Origin of the sequence: Microbacterium sp. GXS0129, from assembly GCF_044769785.1 — a bacterium.
Classification (GTDB): domain Bacteria; phylum Actinomycetota; class Actinomycetes; order Actinomycetales; family Microbacteriaceae; genus Microbacterium; species Microbacterium nymphoidis.
In genome coordinates this window covers 211,054-228,593 of record NZ_JBIZVZ010000004.1, presented here as the reverse complement: position 1 = coordinate 228,593, position 17,540 = coordinate 211,054, and the positions used below count along the sequence as shown (strand labels likewise).

The window sequence follows — 17,540 nt, the reverse complement described above, 5'->3', positions numbered from 1 at the left end:
GGGGGTCTGATGACGGACGAGGCCGCAGAGGACGAACGACGACGACTGCTGGCCGCCGCCTATGGCCGTGCGGGAGCAGGCCTGGAGCCGGCAGAGGCACAACGACTCGCCGAGCTGATGGCCCCGGTCACGGAGCTGCCGCATGACCGATCCGTTGACGCACCCGAGCCCAGCCCCTCCACCCACGCACGGCGCCCCGGGCAGCAGGCGGACGCATCCACCGCCCGGCGCCGCCCCCGCACGCTGATGGCCGTCGGCGCGCTGGTTGTGCTCCTGGCAACCTTCGCCGCAGGATGGGCCGCGAACAACGGGCTGCAGACACGCGAAGACGCCGTGACGCAGATCACGGTGGACGAGTCCATCGCCGCCACGCTGAACGCCGCGCGAGTGGAAGTCGCCCGGGCGGCCGACCCCGACACGCTCCTCTACATCGGCACGCTGTTCGGAGGCGTCGTCTGGGAGGCGCGATCCGCGGACGGTGAGACGCGCTGTTTCGTCATCGCGGCGATCCCCGATGGGAGCCAGCCGAGCAGCGCAGACGTCCTCGGCTGCGTGGCGGAGACGGCGGGCGCCGCTGAGCTCGGGACGACATCGAAGTCGGGCGAGTCATATACGGCACGCGGAACGATCCAGGCGGTCTGGCAAGAAGGGCGACCGGCCCAGCTCGAGCCCGATTGGCAGGATGTGACGATGACGGCGCTGGAGACGAACGCGATCGTCGAGCGAACGCGAGCGGCCGCACGCGGCGATGGGAGCGGGAGCGCCATCCCGGTCGCCATCTCGGGCCTCACCGCGCTGTGGGCTGTGGAGCGGGATGGATTGCACTGCGTCTCCGCGATCACGCTCTCCGGGTCGGACGTGAACACAGCAGGGTATGAGAGCGCGGAATCCTGTCGCGACGACTTCGTCTACGGCGAGACGCAGACCTGGACCTTCCCTGGTCCCGAGTTCTCCTTCCCGGCGGAATCCTCGGGCAGGTACATCCGCACCGTCATCACCTGGCCCCCGGGCGAGGGCCCCGTCGCCACGCTGCGTGAGCAGTAGCGGCGTCAGCCCCGGATCACGCCGTCCCGCAGCCGCGGCGCCACCTCGTCGGCGTCGACGTTCGCTGCTGCCGCGATGACAGCGCGCTCGTCCCGCTCGATCAGTTCCCGTCCGGATCCGGATGCGCCGAGCAGGTGGCGCACCGCGCCCCCGAGCGCACGGTATGCCTCACCGGCGACTGCCGCTTCCGGCGACGTGTGGTCGAGACCCCGCGTGCTCAACGCGTCGATGATCGCCCCCGCACCGAGCTGGTCCTCCACCGCGAATCGCAGCTGTGCGTCCGCGTCGCGCGAGGTGAGCTCTCCCGCGGCGATGACCGCCACCGAGGTGCGTGCACCCCGCTGGTTCTGCAGCTCGACGATCGCGTCGGCCACGGCGGAGGCGTTGCGGAGACTTCCGAACAGCACCACCGGCGCATGCTCCTGCGACGCGGCGAGGGCGGCCACGGCCGCTCCGTTCAGGGAGCGCGGGGCGAGATCCGCGAGCACGAGTTCCTCGCCCGCGGCGGTGCGCTCGGACACGACCGAGGAGAACCGGAGCACGTCCACCACGACGACCACGTCGGCGGGAGCCAGCCGGGCGAGCCCCGACGTCCCCCACTCCATGCGCACCTGATACGTGTCCTGGGTGAAGGGGGAGCTCATCCTTCCATGCTATTCACCGCCGACGCCCCGGCTGCCGGGGCAGGATGGGGACATGCGCGTGATGCTCAAGTTCCAGATCGACTGCGACGCCGACGCCGCCTGGCGCGCGCTGCACTCACCCGCCGTGCTCGCGGAGCTGTACAGCCCGCTCATCGCCCTGCGCCCGATGACGCCGATCCCCACACAGCTCGAACACGGCGGCGACACGGCCGTGGAGATGCGCATGTGGGGCGCGGTGGGCATCGGCAAGCAGCTGATCCACACGACGGACCGCGAAGTCGACGAGAACGGCGTGCGCGTGCGCATCCTGCGCGACTCGGGGATCCCGCTCACGGGCCCGCTGGCCTCGCTGGATGTCTGGGACCACCAGATGGCGGTGAGCCCCGTTCCCGGACGGCCGGATCGCACGCTGTGGCGCGACCGTCTCACGGTTCGGGGCGCCACTGCCCCCGTGCTCTGGCCGACGCTGTGGGCCTCATGGCAACTGCGGCAGGCGCGCATCACGCGGCTGGCGCGCACGTGGGCGTTCGATCCCGAGCTCGCGCCCGCGGAAACGTCGACGCGCTGACGGGATCGGCCCGAACCCGACGGGACAATCACGAAAGCCCGGCTCTGCCCCGAACCCGCGCCTCAGCCACGAGGCCCCGGATTGGCCTGGGACCAGCTCTGAGCCGAAACCCACGGCCCCGCGCCGAAGCCCCGGCTCTGGCCCGAACCCGCGCCTCAATCCCGAAGCCCCGGATTGGCCTGGGACCAGCCCGGGACAACGGATCAGACGAGGGATCGGCGCATCAGCACTCGCGGGAAACCGTCGAGAACGGAGCCGGTGTCGGCGGCCTTGGTGAACCCCGCACGCTCGAACAGGCTGCGTGTGCCGACATAGGCCATCGTGAGGTTCACCGGCTTCCCGCCGTTGTCGACGGGATAGCCCTCGATGGCGACCGCACCGCTGGCACGCGCGTGCTCCACGGCTCCGGCCACCAGCGCGTGCAGCACGCCCTGCTTGCGGTATCCGGGCTTCACCCGGAAACACCACAGCGACCAGACGTCGAGGTCGTCCACGTGCGGGATCAACCGGTTGCGGGCGAAGCTGGTGCCCGCTCGTGGATGCACCGCGGCCCACCCCACGGGGGTGTCGTCCAGATAGGCCAGCACGCCGGGCGGCGGGTCCTGGGCGCAGAGTTCCTTCACCCGGTCCGCCCGCGCCTCGCCGCGCAGCGAGACGTTCTCCTTGTTGCCGATGCGATAGCTCAGGCAAAAGCACACGTTGGACGTCGGTTTCTTCGGCCCGACCACGGCCGCAACGTCTTCGAACACGACCGCCGGTCGCACCTCGATGCTCATGGGCCCCAGTGTGGCATGGGCCTCCGACATCGCCGCGGAGCTACGCTGGCGCATCGTGACCCCTTCGAGTTTCCGCATCCGCCAGGCCGACCTCACCGATGCGGCGGCTCTCGCCGGCGTGCACGTGCGCGCCTGGCGCGAGGCGTACACGGGGCGCATGCCGCAGGAGCTGCTGGACGGCCTCTCCGTCCCGGACCGCACCGCCTCGTGGCAGCGCATCCTGCAGTCCGAGGCCGAATCGGACGCGCTGTGGCGATCCTGGCTGGCCGAGGATGACGACCGCCGTGTGGTGGGATTCGTCTCGATCGGCCCCTCCCGCGATGATGACGCAGACACCACGGAGCACACCGAGCTGTATGCCCTCTACGTGCTCTCGGACGCCTACGGGACGGGCGTCGGGCAGGCGCTGCTGGACGTGACATCTGCGCTCTCTCGCCCCACCTCGCTCTGGGTTCTGGACGACAATCCCCGCGCTCAGGCGTTCTATCGACGCAACGGGTTCGCCTTCGACGGGGCCGAGAAGGTCGAGGAACGAGCCGGCGCATCGCTGCGGGAGCTTCGCATGATCCGCGACGTCCGCTGACGTACGCCGGACCGTCCCCGAGGGCCCGAGCCGGGCTCCGGGAGATGCGCCGGAACAGGTCATGCGGCGATCGAGGAGGACACAGCACCTCGGTCGCCGCATGAGCCCGGTTCTCAGGCCGCGATCACGTCACCGGATTGGCGGGACGCACCTGCTCAGTCCGTGGCGAGGGCCTCAACGGGAACCACGCGCGTGGCGAGCCGTGTCGGAGCGAGTGAGGCGACGACCGTCAGGAGTGCAGTGGCCGCCACCACACCCAGCATGAGCGTCCACGGGATGGTCGGCAGGATGAAGTTCGGCGTGGTCATCTCGGGCGGGACCGGGAGCGAGCCGAGCGTCGACTGCGCGCCGATCCAGCCGTAGGCCACCCCCAGCACGAGGCCGGTGGCGAGAGAGGCGATCGAGATGTGCGCCGCCTCCAGCAGCACCATGCGGCGCACCTGCTTCGCCGTGAAGCCGAGAGCGCGCAACAGCCCCAGCTCCCGACGGCGCTGCACCACGCCGATCGTCAGCAGGTTCACGAGACCAACGGCGGCGATGATCGCGGAGACGCCGACCAGGCCCATCATCACAGCGGCGAAGCTGTCCATCACCTGGCTGATCTGAGCGCCGATCTCCGAATCGGCGCCGCGCATCATTATTGCCTTGGCCGACTCGCTCGCCACCGAGAACATGGTGACCAGGGTCACGCCCATCACCACACCGATCGTCATGCGCGCCGACCGCTCGGGATGGCGCATGGCGTTCTCGGCCGCCAGCCTCGCGGTGGGCGAGGAGCCGAACATGCGCCCGACCAGGGCGAGCACCGGCGGCATGATGAAGGTCGACCCCAGCGCCAGGCCCGTGAAGGAGAGAACACCGCCGAGGAAGGCGATGGCGACGCCCATCGGGTTGATGAAGGTTCCGAACAGCAGGCCCCCCACCAGCAGGCCGATGCCCAGCACCAGGAGGGAGACGGCGGAAGCGGTGCGCGCGGGTCGGCGCACATCGTCCGCGGTGCGCTCCTGGGACCCGGCGAGCGCCTGCAGCGGCGTCACCGTCAGCACGCGGCGCGAGCCCACCCAGGCGGCGGCCCAGGTCGTGAGAGCCACGGCAGCGGCGGGGATGACGATCCACGGCTGCAGCACGCTGAACGGCAGTTCGCCGACGCCGAGGGCGCGGTTCACGAGGGGAAGCGCAATGGCGGCCGCGGAGGTGGCGAGCACCAGGCCGATCGCGGCACCGATGACACCGACACCCAGACCCTGGCGCGCGATGGCCGCGCGCTCGGATCGCGCCGATGCTCCGATCAGGCGCATCAGGGCGATCTGCCGCGTACGACCGGCCACGATGGTGGCGAACGTGTTGGCCGTCACGATGGAAGCCACGTACACGGCCACGCCGACCAGCAGCACGCTCAGCATCACCACCACGAACATCGCGGTGGCGGACTCCCCGAGCACCGGGTTGTCCATCATCACCGCACCGATGTAGCCGGTGACGGTGACGAGGATCACGCCGAATGCCGAGCTGAGCGCGGCGATGAGGATGCTTGATCCCATCCCCCGCTCGCGCAGCCAGCCGAGCGAGGGTGCGGCGCTCTTCGACGGTGCGAGGACGGCGGCGGTCATGCGTTCACCTCGGCCGCGAGCATGTAGGAGGTGATCTGCTCCGGCGTCTGGCGCGGCTTGTCGGCGACGATGCGTCCGTCGCCGAGGAAGATGACGCGGTCCGCGTACGAGGCGGCGATGGGGTCGTGGGTGACCATGGCGATGGACTGGCCGTGCTCGCGACTCGCGGCGGCGAGGAGCGACAGCACCTCGCGCCCCGTGCGGGAATCCAGGTTTCCGGTCGGTTCGTCCGCGAACACCAGATCGGGCGCGGTGGCCAGCGCACGCGCGATGGCGACGCGCTGCTGCTGACCGCCCGACAGCTGATGCGGTCGGTGCGTGAGGCGACCGCGCAGCCCGAGGGTGTCGACCAGCATCGCGATGCGCGCGGTCTCCTCCGCCGTGGGCTTGCGGCCATCGAGGTCGAGGGGCAGCTGGATGTTGCCCGCGACGTCGAGGGTGGGCACCAGGTTGAACGACTGGAAGATGAAACCGATGCGGCGACGGCGAAGCAGCGTGAGGTCGGTGTCCCCCATGCCGGTGATGTCGGTGTCGCCGATCCACACGGTGCCCGTGGACGGCGAGTCGAGACCGGCCATGATGTGCATCAGGGTGGACTTGCCGGACCCGGACGGGCCCATGATGGCGGTGAACTGTCCGCGACGCACGCCGACACTCACGTCGTCGAGCGCACGGACCTCGCCCTCACCCGAACCATAGGTCTTGGTGAGGTGCTGGACGCGGGCGGCGAGCCCGAGGTCGGAGGTCGTGATCTGCATGCTTCCAGCCTCGTTCGCCGTGCGGTTCAGCCGCATCGCTCCCGCGCCCGATCCCGCTACATCCCGAGGATGATCCGCGATCCCCGCCCGTGAGACTTCCGCTGTGGGCGAGAAACGGCGCAACGCGGGGATGGTCGCCCACCGAGGGGAGTTTTGCCGTGTGGTGAGCGGGCGGAATGCGTGCGGCGGATCAGGCGAGGCCGTGTTCGAAGGCGAAGACCACGAGCTGCACGCGGTCGCGCAGGCCGAGCTTGGTGAGGATGCGACTGATGTGCGTCTTCACGGTGGCTTCGGAGAGGAACTCCCGCGCCGCGATCTCGGCGTTGCTGAGGCCGCGGGCCGCGAGCGCGAAGATCTCCCGCTCGCGTTCGGTGAGCGTCTCGTACTCGGCGGGGAGCGGCATCGTCTGCGGGCTGGTGAAGTGGGCGAACAGATCCTGGGTCGCGGCGGCGGCGATGACGGCGGAACCGGAGTGGACGGTGCGGATGGCCGCCAGCAGCGCCTCCGGTTCGGTGTCCTTGAGGAGGAACCCGCTCGCGCCCTGCTGGATCGCTCGGGCTGCGGCCTCATCCAGATCGAAGGTGGTGAGCATCACCACACGCGGTGCATCCGGCGTGCGCAGGATCTCCGCGGTGGCAGTGAGCCCGTCCATCACGGGCATGCGGATATCCATCAGGACCACGTCGGGACGGGTGCGCGCCACGACGTCGAGCGCCTCACGCCCGTCCCCGGCCTCGCCGACCACGTCGATGTCCGGCTGCGAATCGGCCAGCATGCGGATGCCGGCGCGGAACAGCGCCTGATCGTCGACGAGCACGACCCGGATCGAGTCGGTCATGCGTACGCTCCTCAGCTGGTGGTGGCGGCGGGCGAATCCGGCGCCTCTGCGATCTCGGTGATCGGGATGCTGGCGCGGACGACGAAGCGGTTACGTCCGTCGGCGACGTCAGCCCCCGCATCGAGTGTGCCACCCACAAGCTGAGCGCGCTCGCGCATGCCGATCAGTCCGTGCCCGCCGGGGCGGGACGATTCCTGCGGATCGATCACGTTGATGACCCCCAGATCGACGCGATCCGGGTGCCACGACAGGTAGACGTCCACGCCGGAGTCGTCCCCGTGACGCATCGCGTTGGTGAGGGCCTCCTGCAGGATCCGGTACACCGCCAGCTGGATCGCGCCGGGCGGGTCCGCACGCGGACTGGGGTCCACGTCCACGCGCAGATCGACGCCGGCCTGGCGCACCTGCGTGTAGAGCATCTCCAGGTCGGCGAGGGTCGGCTGGGGTCCCTCAGCCTGGGAGTGGCGCAGCTGGGTCAGCAGCAGCCGGACATCGGAGAGGGCGCCGCGGGCCGTACTGGCGATGGTGCGCAGGGCTTCGGTCGCCGCCTCCGGGCGCGCCACCGACGCGTACCGGGCGCCATCCGCCTGAGCGATCACCACCGCCAGGGAATGGGCGACCACATCGTGCATGTCGCGCGCGATCTGCGTGCGCTGCTGTTCCGCGACGGCCAGGGCCTCGGCGATCTCGCGCTCGCGCTCCACTCGTCGGGTGCGGATGCGGTTGCGCATCAGCAGGCCGAAGGCCCAGCTCAGCCCCATGGATGCGATGCACGCGACGAACATCGCCGCCGTGATCACGGCGACCAGGGTGGGACTGGGCTTCTCGGTGGGAACGGAGGGGTTGAAGAACGCACCCGCGAGGGTGGCCAGAGTCACGTAGGCCGAGGCCAGGAGGGAGCCGACGATCACGGATCCGAGGCCCCAGTACATGGTGCGCTTGGAGCCGTATGCCGATGTGGCGAACAGCACGATGAACACCACGGGGATGATCACGCCCGGGATGAGCACGAACGCCATGGTCATCAGCGCCGCCACCCACGCGATGATCAACGCCAGCGGTGGCGAGAGACGACGGATCGCGGCCGCGGCAGCGGCGAGGATGGTGCTCAGCACTGCGCCGAACGCCGTCCAGCCGTTGGTGGGTTCCATTCCCGTCGCCGAGGCGACGCCGATCACGGGCCACCCGATGAGCAGCAGCAGGGAGGCGCCGACGATGTCCCAGATCAGCTGGGAACGGCGAAGCGTACGGAACACTCCTCCACGCTACGGGAGCAGCGGCGGCGCCACATCCGTCCACGGATGTACGGATCCGCGCGACCGAGGCCCGCATCCGCGCATGCCCGCCGCATCAGGCACGTGGCGCGGGACGAGGCGGGTACGCAGGCCCATCGAACTCAGCCGTCGTCAGGGGGAACCGGCTAGGATCGTCGCAACCCATTCACCCGCCGCCGCATTCACAAGACGTGGCAGCACGTCGCAGTGCAGCGGCCCGAGCCTCGAGATCGGAGGTTCCCATGTCCATCAGCCAGACCCACGAAACGCGTGAGCACAAGGCCGTCGTCGGAGAGCCCGAGGTCGTCGAGGACGGCCGCGCAGTCGGCGTGGAGGACTCGCCGCAGTGGCTCGGCCTGAAGGGTGCCGCCACCGAGCTGCAGACGCTGCAGGTGAAGGACGGCTCGGTTCCCGAGCCCGCCGACCACGCGCGCGCCACCGAGCTGGTGCAGACGATCATCTCGTCCGTCGACGCTCTCGCGCCGCTGTTCCCGCACGATGCGGAGTACCTGACCGCCCTGGTCGCCGACTTCCGGCGCTGGGCGCACGAGGGCTTCGGCGTTCCGGACTTCCTCGACTCGCTGGTGGCGTTCCAGCCGCAGCTGCACCGCATCGACGGCATCCGCCACCTCGTGGTGTTCCCGATGTACACGCAGAACGGCTCCCCCGACCGCCATGTGGAGGCGCTGATCGTCGAGGTCATCTGGCCCGAGTTCATCGCCGAGCTGGAGGCCGGCGACTACGGCAACAAGCTGTTCGTCTCGCTGCGTCTGATCGACTTCACCTCCGGCTACGACACCAACTCGGCGGTGCTGTTCCCGGAGACCGTGTCGATGCGCGAGATCCCCACCTTCACGTGGGGAGCGATCTTCCAGGATCGCGAGGCCGCTCGTTACCGCCGTGTGGTGGATGCGGCCGCGGAGATCACGAAGCTCGATCTCCCGGAGGACGCAGCGCGGATGCTCACCGACCAGAAGCTGGCCGAGGAGACGTTCGTGATGTGGGACATCATCCACGACCGGACGCATATGCGCGGCGACCTGCCGTTCGATCCGTTCATGATCAAGCAGCGCATGCCGTTCTTCCTCTATTCGCTGGAGGAGATGCGCTGCGACCTCACCGCGTTCCGCGAGAGCGTGAAGATCCAGCGGGCGCTGCAAGCGCGCAAGGACGCAGGCGAGGCGATCACCGAGGCCGAGGAACAGATGCTCGAGAAGGCGGCACTGGTGCAGTACGCCGTGCTGTTCGATCGCATCTTCCGCTTCGCGCTGACCGGCACGCGCGTGCGCAACTACGACGGGCTCGGCGGCCAGCTGCTGTTCGCGTGGCTGCACCAGCGCGGCGTGCTGCACTGGACCGACGTGTCGCTGGCGGTCGAGTGGGACCGCCTGCCCGACGCCGTGGTGGCGCTCGGTGACGCGATCGACGACCTGTACTGGCGCTCGATCGACCGCCCGAAGACCGTCCACTGGCTGGCCGCGTACGATCTGGTGCGCTCGGTCGTCACCCCGCACCCGGCGTCGCAGTGGAACCGCGGTCTGCCCGATGAGATCCTCCTCGGCGCACCCAAGGGCTACACCGACGCGGTGCTGGACGACGAGTTCCCGCTGTCGATGTTCTTCGAGGCCCTCGACAAGAAGATGGCAGACGTCATCACGTCGACCAAGGGCATTCGCGGCACCGACTGATCGCCGGCAGAAGCCCCTCGCACCGCTGGGTGCGAGGGGCTTCTGCCTGCCCAGCGGCGAGCAGGTCGCCGAGGCGGAGGTAGGTGCTCGACGAGGGCGGCGGGCCAGTGGATGCGAGGGGATGCATGCACCTCCACAGCCGCCCTCGTCGAGCGTCTCCGCGGATGGATCCGTCCTCCTGCGCACGGTTCGCCGCGACCGGAGTCTCAGCGAGCCGTCCCGATTGCCCAGGACTTCCGATTCACCCCCCGAACGTACAGGTCGTCGTTCAGGTGGAGATCATGTCGACCGGACGTGCATGACGATTCGTCCTGCAGGTCCGCCCGATAGGTAAAAGCTACGTAGCCGCCCACCCACGTGTCAATTGCGGTTGCGGCGCGCCCTGGAATCGGTGCGGAATCGTCATCCGCGACCCGTTCCGGGACTCAGCCACGGGTGGCGCGGCGCCGCACCAGAACGACGCCCAGCACCGCCACCACGGCGGCGATCACGATGATTCCGACGATGATCCCGAGCACGGGGGATCCGCTGTCCGCAGAGGTCTCGGCGGATGGCGAAACGGAGTTCCCGGGCGAGGCCGGCGTCGCCGCGCCGGTCGACGACGGCGCCGATGTGCCGGTCACCGCAGTCGCGTCGGCGCTCGGATCCGTGGCCGGTTCTGTCACCGGCGCCTGCTCGGCCGCCAGCGTGAACGTCCAGTCGCCCTGCGTGGGGTGACCGTCGCTGGAGGTGATCTGCCAGTTGACGGTGTACACGCCGTTCGGCAAACCGGTCTTCAGCGGAATGGTGACGATGGTGCCTTCCACGGTCGGGGTGCCGTCGGCGTAGTCCACGCCGTCCTCACCGCGCACTTCCGCGAACGTCCCCTCCGGATACATCTCCTGCGAGAACTCCAGGCCGATCGAGGTGGGCGCGGTGGTCACCGTCTCCCCCGCCGACGGCGTCGTGGCCACGAGCTCATCGTGTGCGAGGGCTGGAGCCGCCGCGAACAGGCTGCCGAGCATCGTGGTGAGCAGAGCCAGCACCACCAGCAGCGCGGTGCGCGGGCGTGCGAGGGCAGGGCGGGAGAGGGTGGACATGCAGAACTCCTGTCGGCGAACGTGGATCGTCCGTGTCGAGAAGCGACGGACGATCCTCCATTCTCGTCCTTTCCCGCTGAGGGCCGGCGCAGAGTGCACAGCCCCCGCCCGGCACCGAGGGAGTAGCATCGAAGGATGTCGTCGATGAATCCCGTGTTCGGGAGCAGGGAGGTCCGTGGCGTTCTCCGCGCCGCGGACAGAGGCGCGCGCCTCGCGCGCTGATCGACCCTCCGGTACCGGTTCTCCGAATCGCCGCCTCACTCCTGTGATGGCCGGCGTCGTGCCCGCACCGGCTCGGCTGAATGCAGCGCAGCCTCACGGTTCGCCCCTCTTCGATGGCGAACGTCCCCGCCGCGAACAGCGGTTTCCGCTGTTCGCCGAGCGTATTCACCGACACCGCGTCTCCCCGCGGTCCCGCGACGCTACCCGCGTACCGGGCCGCCGGCGAGACGCTGACGAAAGACGACCATGCAGAACCTCACCGAGGCGCAGATCCGCGCCTCCTTCATCAACACCACCCGTTCCGAGCGCACGCGCGCGAGCATGCCCGAGTTCGACGACCTCGTCTGGGACAAGCTCGACTACCTCGGCTGGCGCGATCGCAAGCAGCCGCAGATCGGCTACGTCGTCGGCGTCGTCGACGGCGAGCCGGTCGGCGTGATGCTGCGTCAGAGCGACACCAGACCGCGCAGCCGGGCACAGTGTACGTGGTGCACCGATGTCACACTGCCCAACGACGTCGTGCTCTTCGCCGCTCGGCGCGCGGGTGATGCCGGACGCCGCGGCGACACCGTGGGCACGCTGGTCTGCAGCGGGTTCGAATGTTCGCGCAACGTCCGCAAGCTCCCGCCGCTGCCGTATCCGGGCTTCGATCGCGAGGCCGCGCGCCTGCAGCGCATCGAGACGCTCGGCACGACGGTCGAAGCATTCCTGAGGGATGTGCGAGACCACACCGCCTAAGCCGCTTCATCGCGCGCAATTCGCTCCGATCCCACGGGTTCTGGAGCGAATTGCGCGCAATGAACGGCGGATCAGCCGGCGATCGTGATCGTCGTGCTGACGCTGCTGATCGTCGCGATCGCCGCCATGATCACCCCGCCGATGTAGGGGTTGTTCGTCGAGCGGTAGATCTTGCGCGAGATGATCACCGCCACGAACAGGAACGGGATCACGAACTGCAGCCAGATCCCGGCGATGCGGGACTCTCCGTCATGCCACGCGAGCTCGCCGGTGACCCCGAAGGTGATGTACTGAATCGCCACGAGGATGATCGCCGGCAGCGCGTTCACCGTGGCGAGGATGAGGGTGTTCAGCCACTCCCGGCCGTTCACCGCGAACCGGTTGAAGCTGTTCATCGCAACCGAGTTGAAGACGTAGAACGCAAGGAACAGCGGCAGGTAGAGCAGGATCAGCCCGATCTTGTCCGCATTGAAGGTGGCGATGCCGAGCACGTACAGGCGCCAGTCGGACTGGAAGAAGTACTCGGTCGCGAACAGAATGAGCACGAAGGCGACCACGACGATCAGTGCGAGAAGGACCCCGAGCCAGAACCTGCGCCACCCCGGGAGCACGCCGATCGCACGGAGGTCCTGGCCGTTTCGGACACCGAACAGGCGGTAGGACGCGAACATGAGTCCGACGGCGACCAGGCCGTTGAATGCGGCCCACAGCCCGATGAACGACGTCGGTCCCTGCGGATTGATGCCGGGCGTTCCGGTGAAGGTGAAGGTCTCGGACCACGGGCTCTGCGCGAGGAGCTGGAAGCTCACCGCCGAGATGACGACGGAGAGCGCGAGCGATCCCCAGAGCCAGGCAAGGTCCCGCCCCCGCGGCGCAGCGGGCGCCGGAGAGGATTCAGCGCGCAGGCCCGCGAACAGCCGGGTTCCGAGCAGAGCCTTCGAGAAGGCGACGACGAAGATGCCGAGCGCGACGAGTCCGAGTCCGTTGAACGCCGCCTTGATCTGCCACGTCTGGGACGAGGCGTCGATCGGGTGGGGCGCGCCGAACGCCTCATCAAAGAAGGACACGATGTCGTGCGCTGCCGTGGCCGAGAACGTCGCCCACGGGTGGATCTCCGCCGCGTTGTCGATGCGGCGGATCGCCTCCCGGCCATCGACCTGCTGGGTGTAGGACGTGTACGACTCGCGGGCGTCCTCCCCGGCCGGGTCAGCGCCGAAGTGCAGGAAGGACTGCGCCTCCACGGTCGACAGGTACTCGCGCGGCGTCGTGACGAGCGCACCGTCCGCGTCGTAGGAGCGGAAGAAGAACTCGTCGTACTGGTCGGCGTAGACCGCGACATCGCGCCCGCCGTAGACGTCGGCGAACGCACCATCAGCGTCTGTCGTCACGGGGCTGCAGTCGACGAGGTAGGCGGCGGCGATGAGCTGTTCGGGCGCTTCGTTGTCGAGGGCGATCGCCGCGTTGGAGGACATGCAGCCCATCGAGTGTCCGCTCACGGCGATCTGCGAGGCGTCCACGTACGGCAGCCCGCTGAGCAGCAGCACCGCGTCGTACACTCCTGCCGCGTTGTCGGCGAGGGTCATCGCCGCGGCCGCGGTCTGCGTCGACGAGTCGCCGTGCGAATAGCGGTCGATGGACATCACGACGTAGCCGCGCTTGGCGAGCTCGACGTAGTTGTTGTCCTGCATCTGCTTCTGGTTGTTGTACCCGTGGGCCAGCACGATGGCCGGTCGCGGGTCCTCGGCCGAAGCATCCTGGGGCACGAACAGGTAGGCGCTCTGGGTGAGACCGCTCGGGGTCTCCCACGTGAGCGTCTTCATGGCCACGGAACCGCCGGCGGTCTGAACGAGGGCTGATCCGAGACCGGAGAGGAGGAAGAGCACGAGCGACAGGACCAGCCAGAAGCTGTTGCGCGCGACGATGCGTTTCATCGGATTCCTAACGTCGTTGTTGGGGGGACCCTGGGCGTTCAGCGACTTCCCAGGTGCGGCTCAACGTACTCGGCGCAGGAGATCGCGGGTGAAGTCCCGCCGGATTCTGCACATATGTGCACGACCCATATCGACGTCACGGTATCTGTTTCATCGCGCGCACATGGCGCCAGAACCCGCAGGATCGGAGCGAAGTGCGCGCGATGAACGGGGCTCAGCGCTGCGGCAACATGTTGCCGGCGAAGAAACCGGTCAGTTCCTCGCGGGCGGTGAGCGGCAGGACGTGGGCGACGTACTGATCGGGTCGCACCACCACGATCGCGCCCGAGCGTGAGATGCCCCGCTCGTCGAAAATGTCGCCGCGCTCCGGATCCACGGCGTAGACCTTCTCGTAGTCCGTGAGCTGGAACGGACCGGTCTGCGGCAGGAAGATCGCCGGCACCCGGGCGAGGTCCACGCCCGTGTAGGGCTGCTGGTAGATCACCTTGACGTCGAACACGGCGTCCACGTCCGCCTCCCGGGGCGTGAACCGCAACACCGGGGAGTCATCGCTCTCCGCCAGCCAGGACGCGAGTTCGGACGTGGCCGGTGCACCATCGGCGTCGGCGAAGACGTAGATGCGCCAACGGCCGTCGGCGCGTGCGTGGTGGCCCAGGTGCACGGGATTCGCGTCGGCGACACGAACCGCGCGTGCCGACTTGAATCGCTTGCCCACCGGGAACCCCGTCGCCAGGTCCTGGTGCGACATGTCGCCCGTGATCGGGGACGCGACGTACTGGGTGCGAAAGCCCGCGGGGAACTCCGCCGTGGTGGTGTAGAAGTCCGCGAGCTCCTGCGGGCTGGAGAACTCCTCCGGCTTGCGCGCCATCATGGCCGACCACTCGCGATCGAAGTCGATGAGGTTCTGCGCGATCACCTGCCGCTCGCCCGAGTAGGTGTCCAGCAGCGAGGCGTCGCTGCGCCCCTCCAGCACCTGGCCCAGCTTCCATCCCAGGTTGAAGCCGTCCTGCATGGACACGTTCATGCCCTGCCCCGCCTTCGCCGAATGCGTGTGGCACGCATCGCCCAGGATGAACACCCGCGGTGTGCGCGAGCCGGTGAGCTCCTCCGGCACGTCATCGAACTTGGGCGTGACCCGGTGGCCCACCTCGTACACGCTGTGCCACGCGACGTTCTTCACGTCCAGCGAGTAGGGGTGCAGGATCTCGTTCGCCTTCGCGATGATCTGCTCGATGCTGGTCTCCCGCACCGCGCGATTGTCGGTGTGCGAGACCTCACCCAGATCCACATAGCTGCGGAACAGGTACCCGCCCTCGCGCGGGATGTGCAGGATGCTGCCGTGCGTGGAGTTGATGGCGCACTTCGTCCGGATGTCGGGGAAGTCGGTGTTGGCCAGCACGTCCATCACACCCCAGGCGTGGAAGGCCTGATCTCCGACGGGCTTCTGGCCGATGGCGTCGCGCACCCGCGACCGGGCGCCGTCCGCGCCCACGACGTACTTCGCGCGCACGGTGCGCGTGATGCCCTCCTGCTCGCCGGCGGTGCCGCGCACGTGCACTGTGACGGGGTACTCCCCCTCCCCGACCTGGAGGTCCAGGAACTCCCAGCCGTAATCCGGTTCGATGCGGGCGGGGCCGTTCTTCGCGTAGGCGGCGAAGTAGTCGAGCACGCGCGCCTGGTTCACGATCATGTGCGGGAACTCGCTGATGCCGTGCGGGTCGTCCGCCTCCCGGGCGGTGCGGATGATGTTCTCGGGGTGCTCGGGATCGGGCGCCCAGAAGTTCATCGCGGTGAGCTGGAACGCCTCCGCGATGATCGCCTCGGCGAAGCCGAACGCCTGGAAGGTCTCGTTGCTGCGCGCCTGGATGCCGTCGGCCTGGCCGATCACGAGACGACCCGGCCGGCGCTCGATGAGTCGCGTGGTCGCCGTGGGGTACTCGGTCAGCTGCGCGGCCAGGAGCATGCCCGCCGGGCCCGAGCCGACGATGAGGACATCCATCTCGTCCGGCAGCTCATCGGGGCGGTCCACTCCGGTGCCTGCTGCGGGACGAACCCGCGGATCCCCGGAGACGTACCCGTGGTGGTGGAACTGCATCGTCACGATCCCTTCGACAGCAGTGTCGATCTTCGGCTTGTGTTCGATATGCGAATCTGGAATTCTCATATTGAACGCGGCAAGAATAGGGCCGCGTGATCCCGGCCGCAAGAGGCGAGAGACATGACCGCATCCGCTCCCCCGTCGCAGACACTCAGCCGTGGCGTCCGCATCCTGGAGGTGCTGGCCGACGCCTCATCCGCGATGACCATCGACGACCTCGCGACGGAGCTGCAGCTGCACCGCTCGATCGTGTACCGATTGCTTCGCACATTGGAGGAGCACGCCCTGGTCTCCCGTGATCCGGCGGGTCTCGTCTCGCTGGCGCCGCGGCTCGCCTCCCTGGCGGCGGCCGTGTCGCGGGACCTGCAGGCCGCCGCCCTTCCCGAGCTCACGGCGACGGCGAACGATCTCGGCATGACCTGCTTCCTCGCCGTGCTCGACCGTGACCAGTGCGTCACTCTCGCGAGCGTCGAACCCCATCACACCGTGGCCACGATGGTGCAGCATCCCGGCGCGAGCCACCCGGTGTGGCGCGGCGCTCCCGGCAAGGCGATCCTCACGGAGCTTCCGGTGCAGCAGTGGCCGTTCCCGCCGACAGCGGATCTCGTCGCCGAGGTGGACTTCTTCCGCGAGCGCGGGTGGGCCACCAGTCACGACGAGGTGATCCCGACGGTTCGCGCCATCGCCGTGCCGTTGCGGGTGCGCGGACAACGACCCGCGGCGATCGCCGTGGTGCATATCGGAGACCGCGAGGACGCGCCGGCCATCGCCGCGCGGCTGCAGCGCGGTGTGGCCGCCGTCCGTGACGCCCTGGGCGATCGAGGGCCTACGGTGTAGCTATGCGCATTGCACTCACCGGAGCCTCCGGCAAGCTGGGAACCGTCGTCGGCCGCGAACTCCGGGCGAGCGGACACACCGTGATCGGGCTGGACGCGGTGGGAACGCGAGCCCCGGACTTCGTCCAGGTCGACCTCACCGACTACGGCCAGGTGATCGACGCGCTCACCGCAGTCGGGGACACCCACGACGGCTTCGATGCCGTCGTGCATCTGGGTGCGATCCCGGCGCCCGGCATCCGCGCCGACGTCGCGACGTTCCACAACAACATCACGGCGACGTTCAACGTGCTGTGGGCCGCCGTGCGCCTCGGTATCACCCGCATCGTCACGGCATCGAGTGAGACCGTGCTGGGCCTCCCGTTCGATGTTCCGCCGCCTTACGTCCCGGTGGACGAGGAGTACCCCGCACGCCCCGAATCCACCTACTCGCTCTCCAAGCACCTGGAAGAGCAGCTCTCGGTCCAGCTCACCCGGTGGCACCCCGACGTGTCGATCTCGGCGCTGCGCTTCTCCAACGTGATGGTGCCCGAGGACTATGCACGCTTCCCGTCGTTCGACGCCGATCCGCTGCTGAGAAAGTGGAACCTCTGGGGATACATCGACGCCCGTGACGGTGCGCAGGCCGTGGAACGCGCCCTGGAGGCCGCGATCCCCGGGTTGAACGCCTACATCATCGCAGCGGCGGACACCGTGATGACGACGCCGAACAGTGCGCTGCTCGCCGCCGTCTTCCCTGATGTCCCGGTGCGCGGCGACATCGGGGAACACACCACGCTGCTATCCATCGACAAGGCGCGCCGAATGCTGGGGTACGAGCCGCAGCACTCCTGGCGCGACGAGGTCTGAGCCG

At 68.8% G+C, this 17,540-nt stretch carries 16 protein-coding genes; 7 read left to right on the top strand and 9 right to left on the bottom strand.

The window, feature by feature from the left end:
• Positions 1–9: 9 nt before the first annotated feature.
• Positions 10–1,044 carry a hypothetical protein gene (locus ACIQJ5_RS13535; RefSeq protein ID WP_402844738.1) on the top strand — a complete coding sequence of 345 codons (1,035 nt, stop codon included), beginning with the start codon at positions 10–12 and terminating at the stop codon, positions 1,042–1,044.
• Positions 1,045–1,049: 5 nt separating this feature from the next.
• Here the strand turns inward: ACIQJ5_RS13535 and ACIQJ5_RS13530 are convergent, their stop codons facing one another.
• Positions 1,050–1,688: a 2-phosphosulfolactate phosphatase gene (locus tag ACIQJ5_RS13530; RefSeq protein ID WP_402844736.1), complete on the bottom strand. Its 639-nt coding sequence runs from the start codon at positions 1,686–1,688 to the stop codon at positions 1,050–1,052.
• A 52-nt stretch (positions 1,689–1,740) separates the two neighbouring features.
• On the opposite strand from ACIQJ5_RS13530, the gene ACIQJ5_RS13525 reads away from it, so the two are divergent.
• A complete protein-coding gene (locus tag ACIQJ5_RS13525; protein WP_402844734.1) occupies positions 1,741–2,256 on the top strand; it encodes a hypothetical protein in 516 nt (171 codons plus the stop codon).
• A 203-nt stretch (positions 2,257–2,459) separates the two neighbouring features.
• Here ACIQJ5_RS13525 and ACIQJ5_RS13520 read toward each other — a convergent pair whose 3' ends face one another.
• The gene (locus tag ACIQJ5_RS13520) at positions 2,460–3,032 is read right to left on the bottom strand and encodes a GNAT family N-acetyltransferase (protein WP_231091481.1); all 573 of its coding nucleotides are present in this window, start codon (positions 3,030–3,032) and stop codon (positions 2,460–2,462) included.
• 55 nt (positions 3,033–3,087) lie between these two features.
• Between ACIQJ5_RS13520 and ACIQJ5_RS13515 the strand changes: the two genes are divergently transcribed.
• Positions 3,088–3,615, top strand: coding sequence for a GNAT family N-acetyltransferase (locus tag ACIQJ5_RS13515; RefSeq protein ID WP_402844732.1), 528 nt, complete (start codon positions 3,088–3,090; stop codon positions 3,613–3,615).
• 155 nt (positions 3,616–3,770) lie between these two features.
• Here the strand turns inward: ACIQJ5_RS13515 and ACIQJ5_RS13510 are convergent, their stop codons facing one another.
• The 4 genes from ACIQJ5_RS13510 to ACIQJ5_RS13495 form a co-directional block, all read right to left on the bottom strand.
• Positions 3,771–5,225, bottom strand: a complete 1,455-nt coding sequence (locus tag ACIQJ5_RS13510) for an ABC transporter permease (RefSeq protein WP_402844731.1) — start codon at positions 5,223–5,225, stop codon at positions 3,771–3,773.
• On the bottom strand, positions 5,222–5,983 hold the full coding sequence (locus tag ACIQJ5_RS13505) for an ABC transporter ATP-binding protein (protein ID WP_402844729.1): 762 nt from the start codon (positions 5,981–5,983) through the stop codon (positions 5,222–5,224). Before ACIQJ5_RS13505 ends, ACIQJ5_RS13510 begins: the two co-directional genes overlap by 4 nt.
• 190 nt (positions 5,984–6,173) lie before the next feature.
• Positions 6,174–6,821, bottom strand: a complete 648-nt coding sequence (locus ACIQJ5_RS13500) for a response regulator transcription factor (protein WP_231091477.1) — start codon at positions 6,819–6,821, stop codon at positions 6,174–6,176.
• A gap of 11 nt (positions 6,822–6,832) precedes the next feature.
• Positions 6,833–8,077 carry a sensor histidine kinase gene (locus ACIQJ5_RS13495; protein ID WP_402844728.1) on the bottom strand — a complete coding sequence of 415 codons (1,245 nt, stop codon included), beginning with the start codon at positions 8,075–8,077 and terminating at the stop codon, positions 6,833–6,835.
• Between the two features lie 260 nt (positions 8,078–8,337).
• On the opposite strand from ACIQJ5_RS13495, the gene ACIQJ5_RS13490 reads away from it, so the two are divergent.
• Positions 8,338–9,783 (top strand): DUF6421 family protein, encoded by a 1,446-nt coding sequence (locus ACIQJ5_RS13490; protein WP_402844726.1) that lies wholly within the window; start codon positions 8,338–8,340, stop codon positions 9,781–9,783.
• 425 nt (positions 9,784–10,208) lie between these two features.
• Here ACIQJ5_RS13490 and ACIQJ5_RS13485 read toward each other — a convergent pair whose 3' ends face one another.
• Positions 10,209–10,862 (bottom strand): copper resistance protein CopC, encoded by a 654-nt coding sequence (locus ACIQJ5_RS13485; protein WP_402844724.1) that lies wholly within the window; start codon positions 10,860–10,862, stop codon positions 10,209–10,211.
• Between the two features lie 468 nt (positions 10,863–11,330).
• On the opposite strand from ACIQJ5_RS13485, the gene ACIQJ5_RS13480 reads away from it, so the two are divergent.
• Positions 11,331–11,822, top strand: coding sequence for an FBP domain-containing protein (locus ACIQJ5_RS13480; RefSeq protein ID WP_402844722.1), 492 nt, complete (start codon positions 11,331–11,333; stop codon positions 11,820–11,822).
• A 71-nt stretch (positions 11,823–11,893) separates the two neighbouring features.
• Here the strand turns inward: ACIQJ5_RS13480 and ACIQJ5_RS13475 are convergent, their stop codons facing one another.
• Positions 11,894–13,753: a S9 family peptidase gene (locus tag ACIQJ5_RS13475; RefSeq protein ID WP_231091472.1), complete on the bottom strand. Its 1,860-nt coding sequence runs from the start codon at positions 13,751–13,753 to the stop codon at positions 11,894–11,896.
• A 214-nt stretch (positions 13,754–13,967) separates the two neighbouring features.
• Positions 13,968–15,848: an FAD-binding monooxygenase gene (locus ACIQJ5_RS13470; protein WP_231091874.1), complete on the bottom strand. Its 1,881-nt coding sequence runs from the start codon at positions 15,846–15,848 to the stop codon at positions 13,968–13,970.
• A gap of 123 nt (positions 15,849–15,971) precedes the next feature.
• Here ACIQJ5_RS13470 and ACIQJ5_RS13465 point away from each other — a divergent pair, with 123 nt between their 5' ends.
• Both ACIQJ5_RS13465 and ACIQJ5_RS13460 read left to right on the top strand, forming a co-directional pair.
• Complete coding sequence (locus ACIQJ5_RS13465; RefSeq protein WP_402844720.1) at positions 15,972–16,688, top strand: IclR family transcriptional regulator; 717 nt, start codon at positions 15,972–15,974, stop codon at positions 16,686–16,688.
• Positions 16,689–16,690: 2 nt separating this feature from the next.
• A complete protein-coding gene (locus ACIQJ5_RS13460) occupies positions 16,691–17,536 on the top strand; it encodes an NAD-dependent epimerase/dehydratase family protein (RefSeq protein ID WP_402844718.1) in 846 nt (281 codons plus the stop codon).
• Positions 17,537–17,540: the final 4 nt, after the last annotated feature.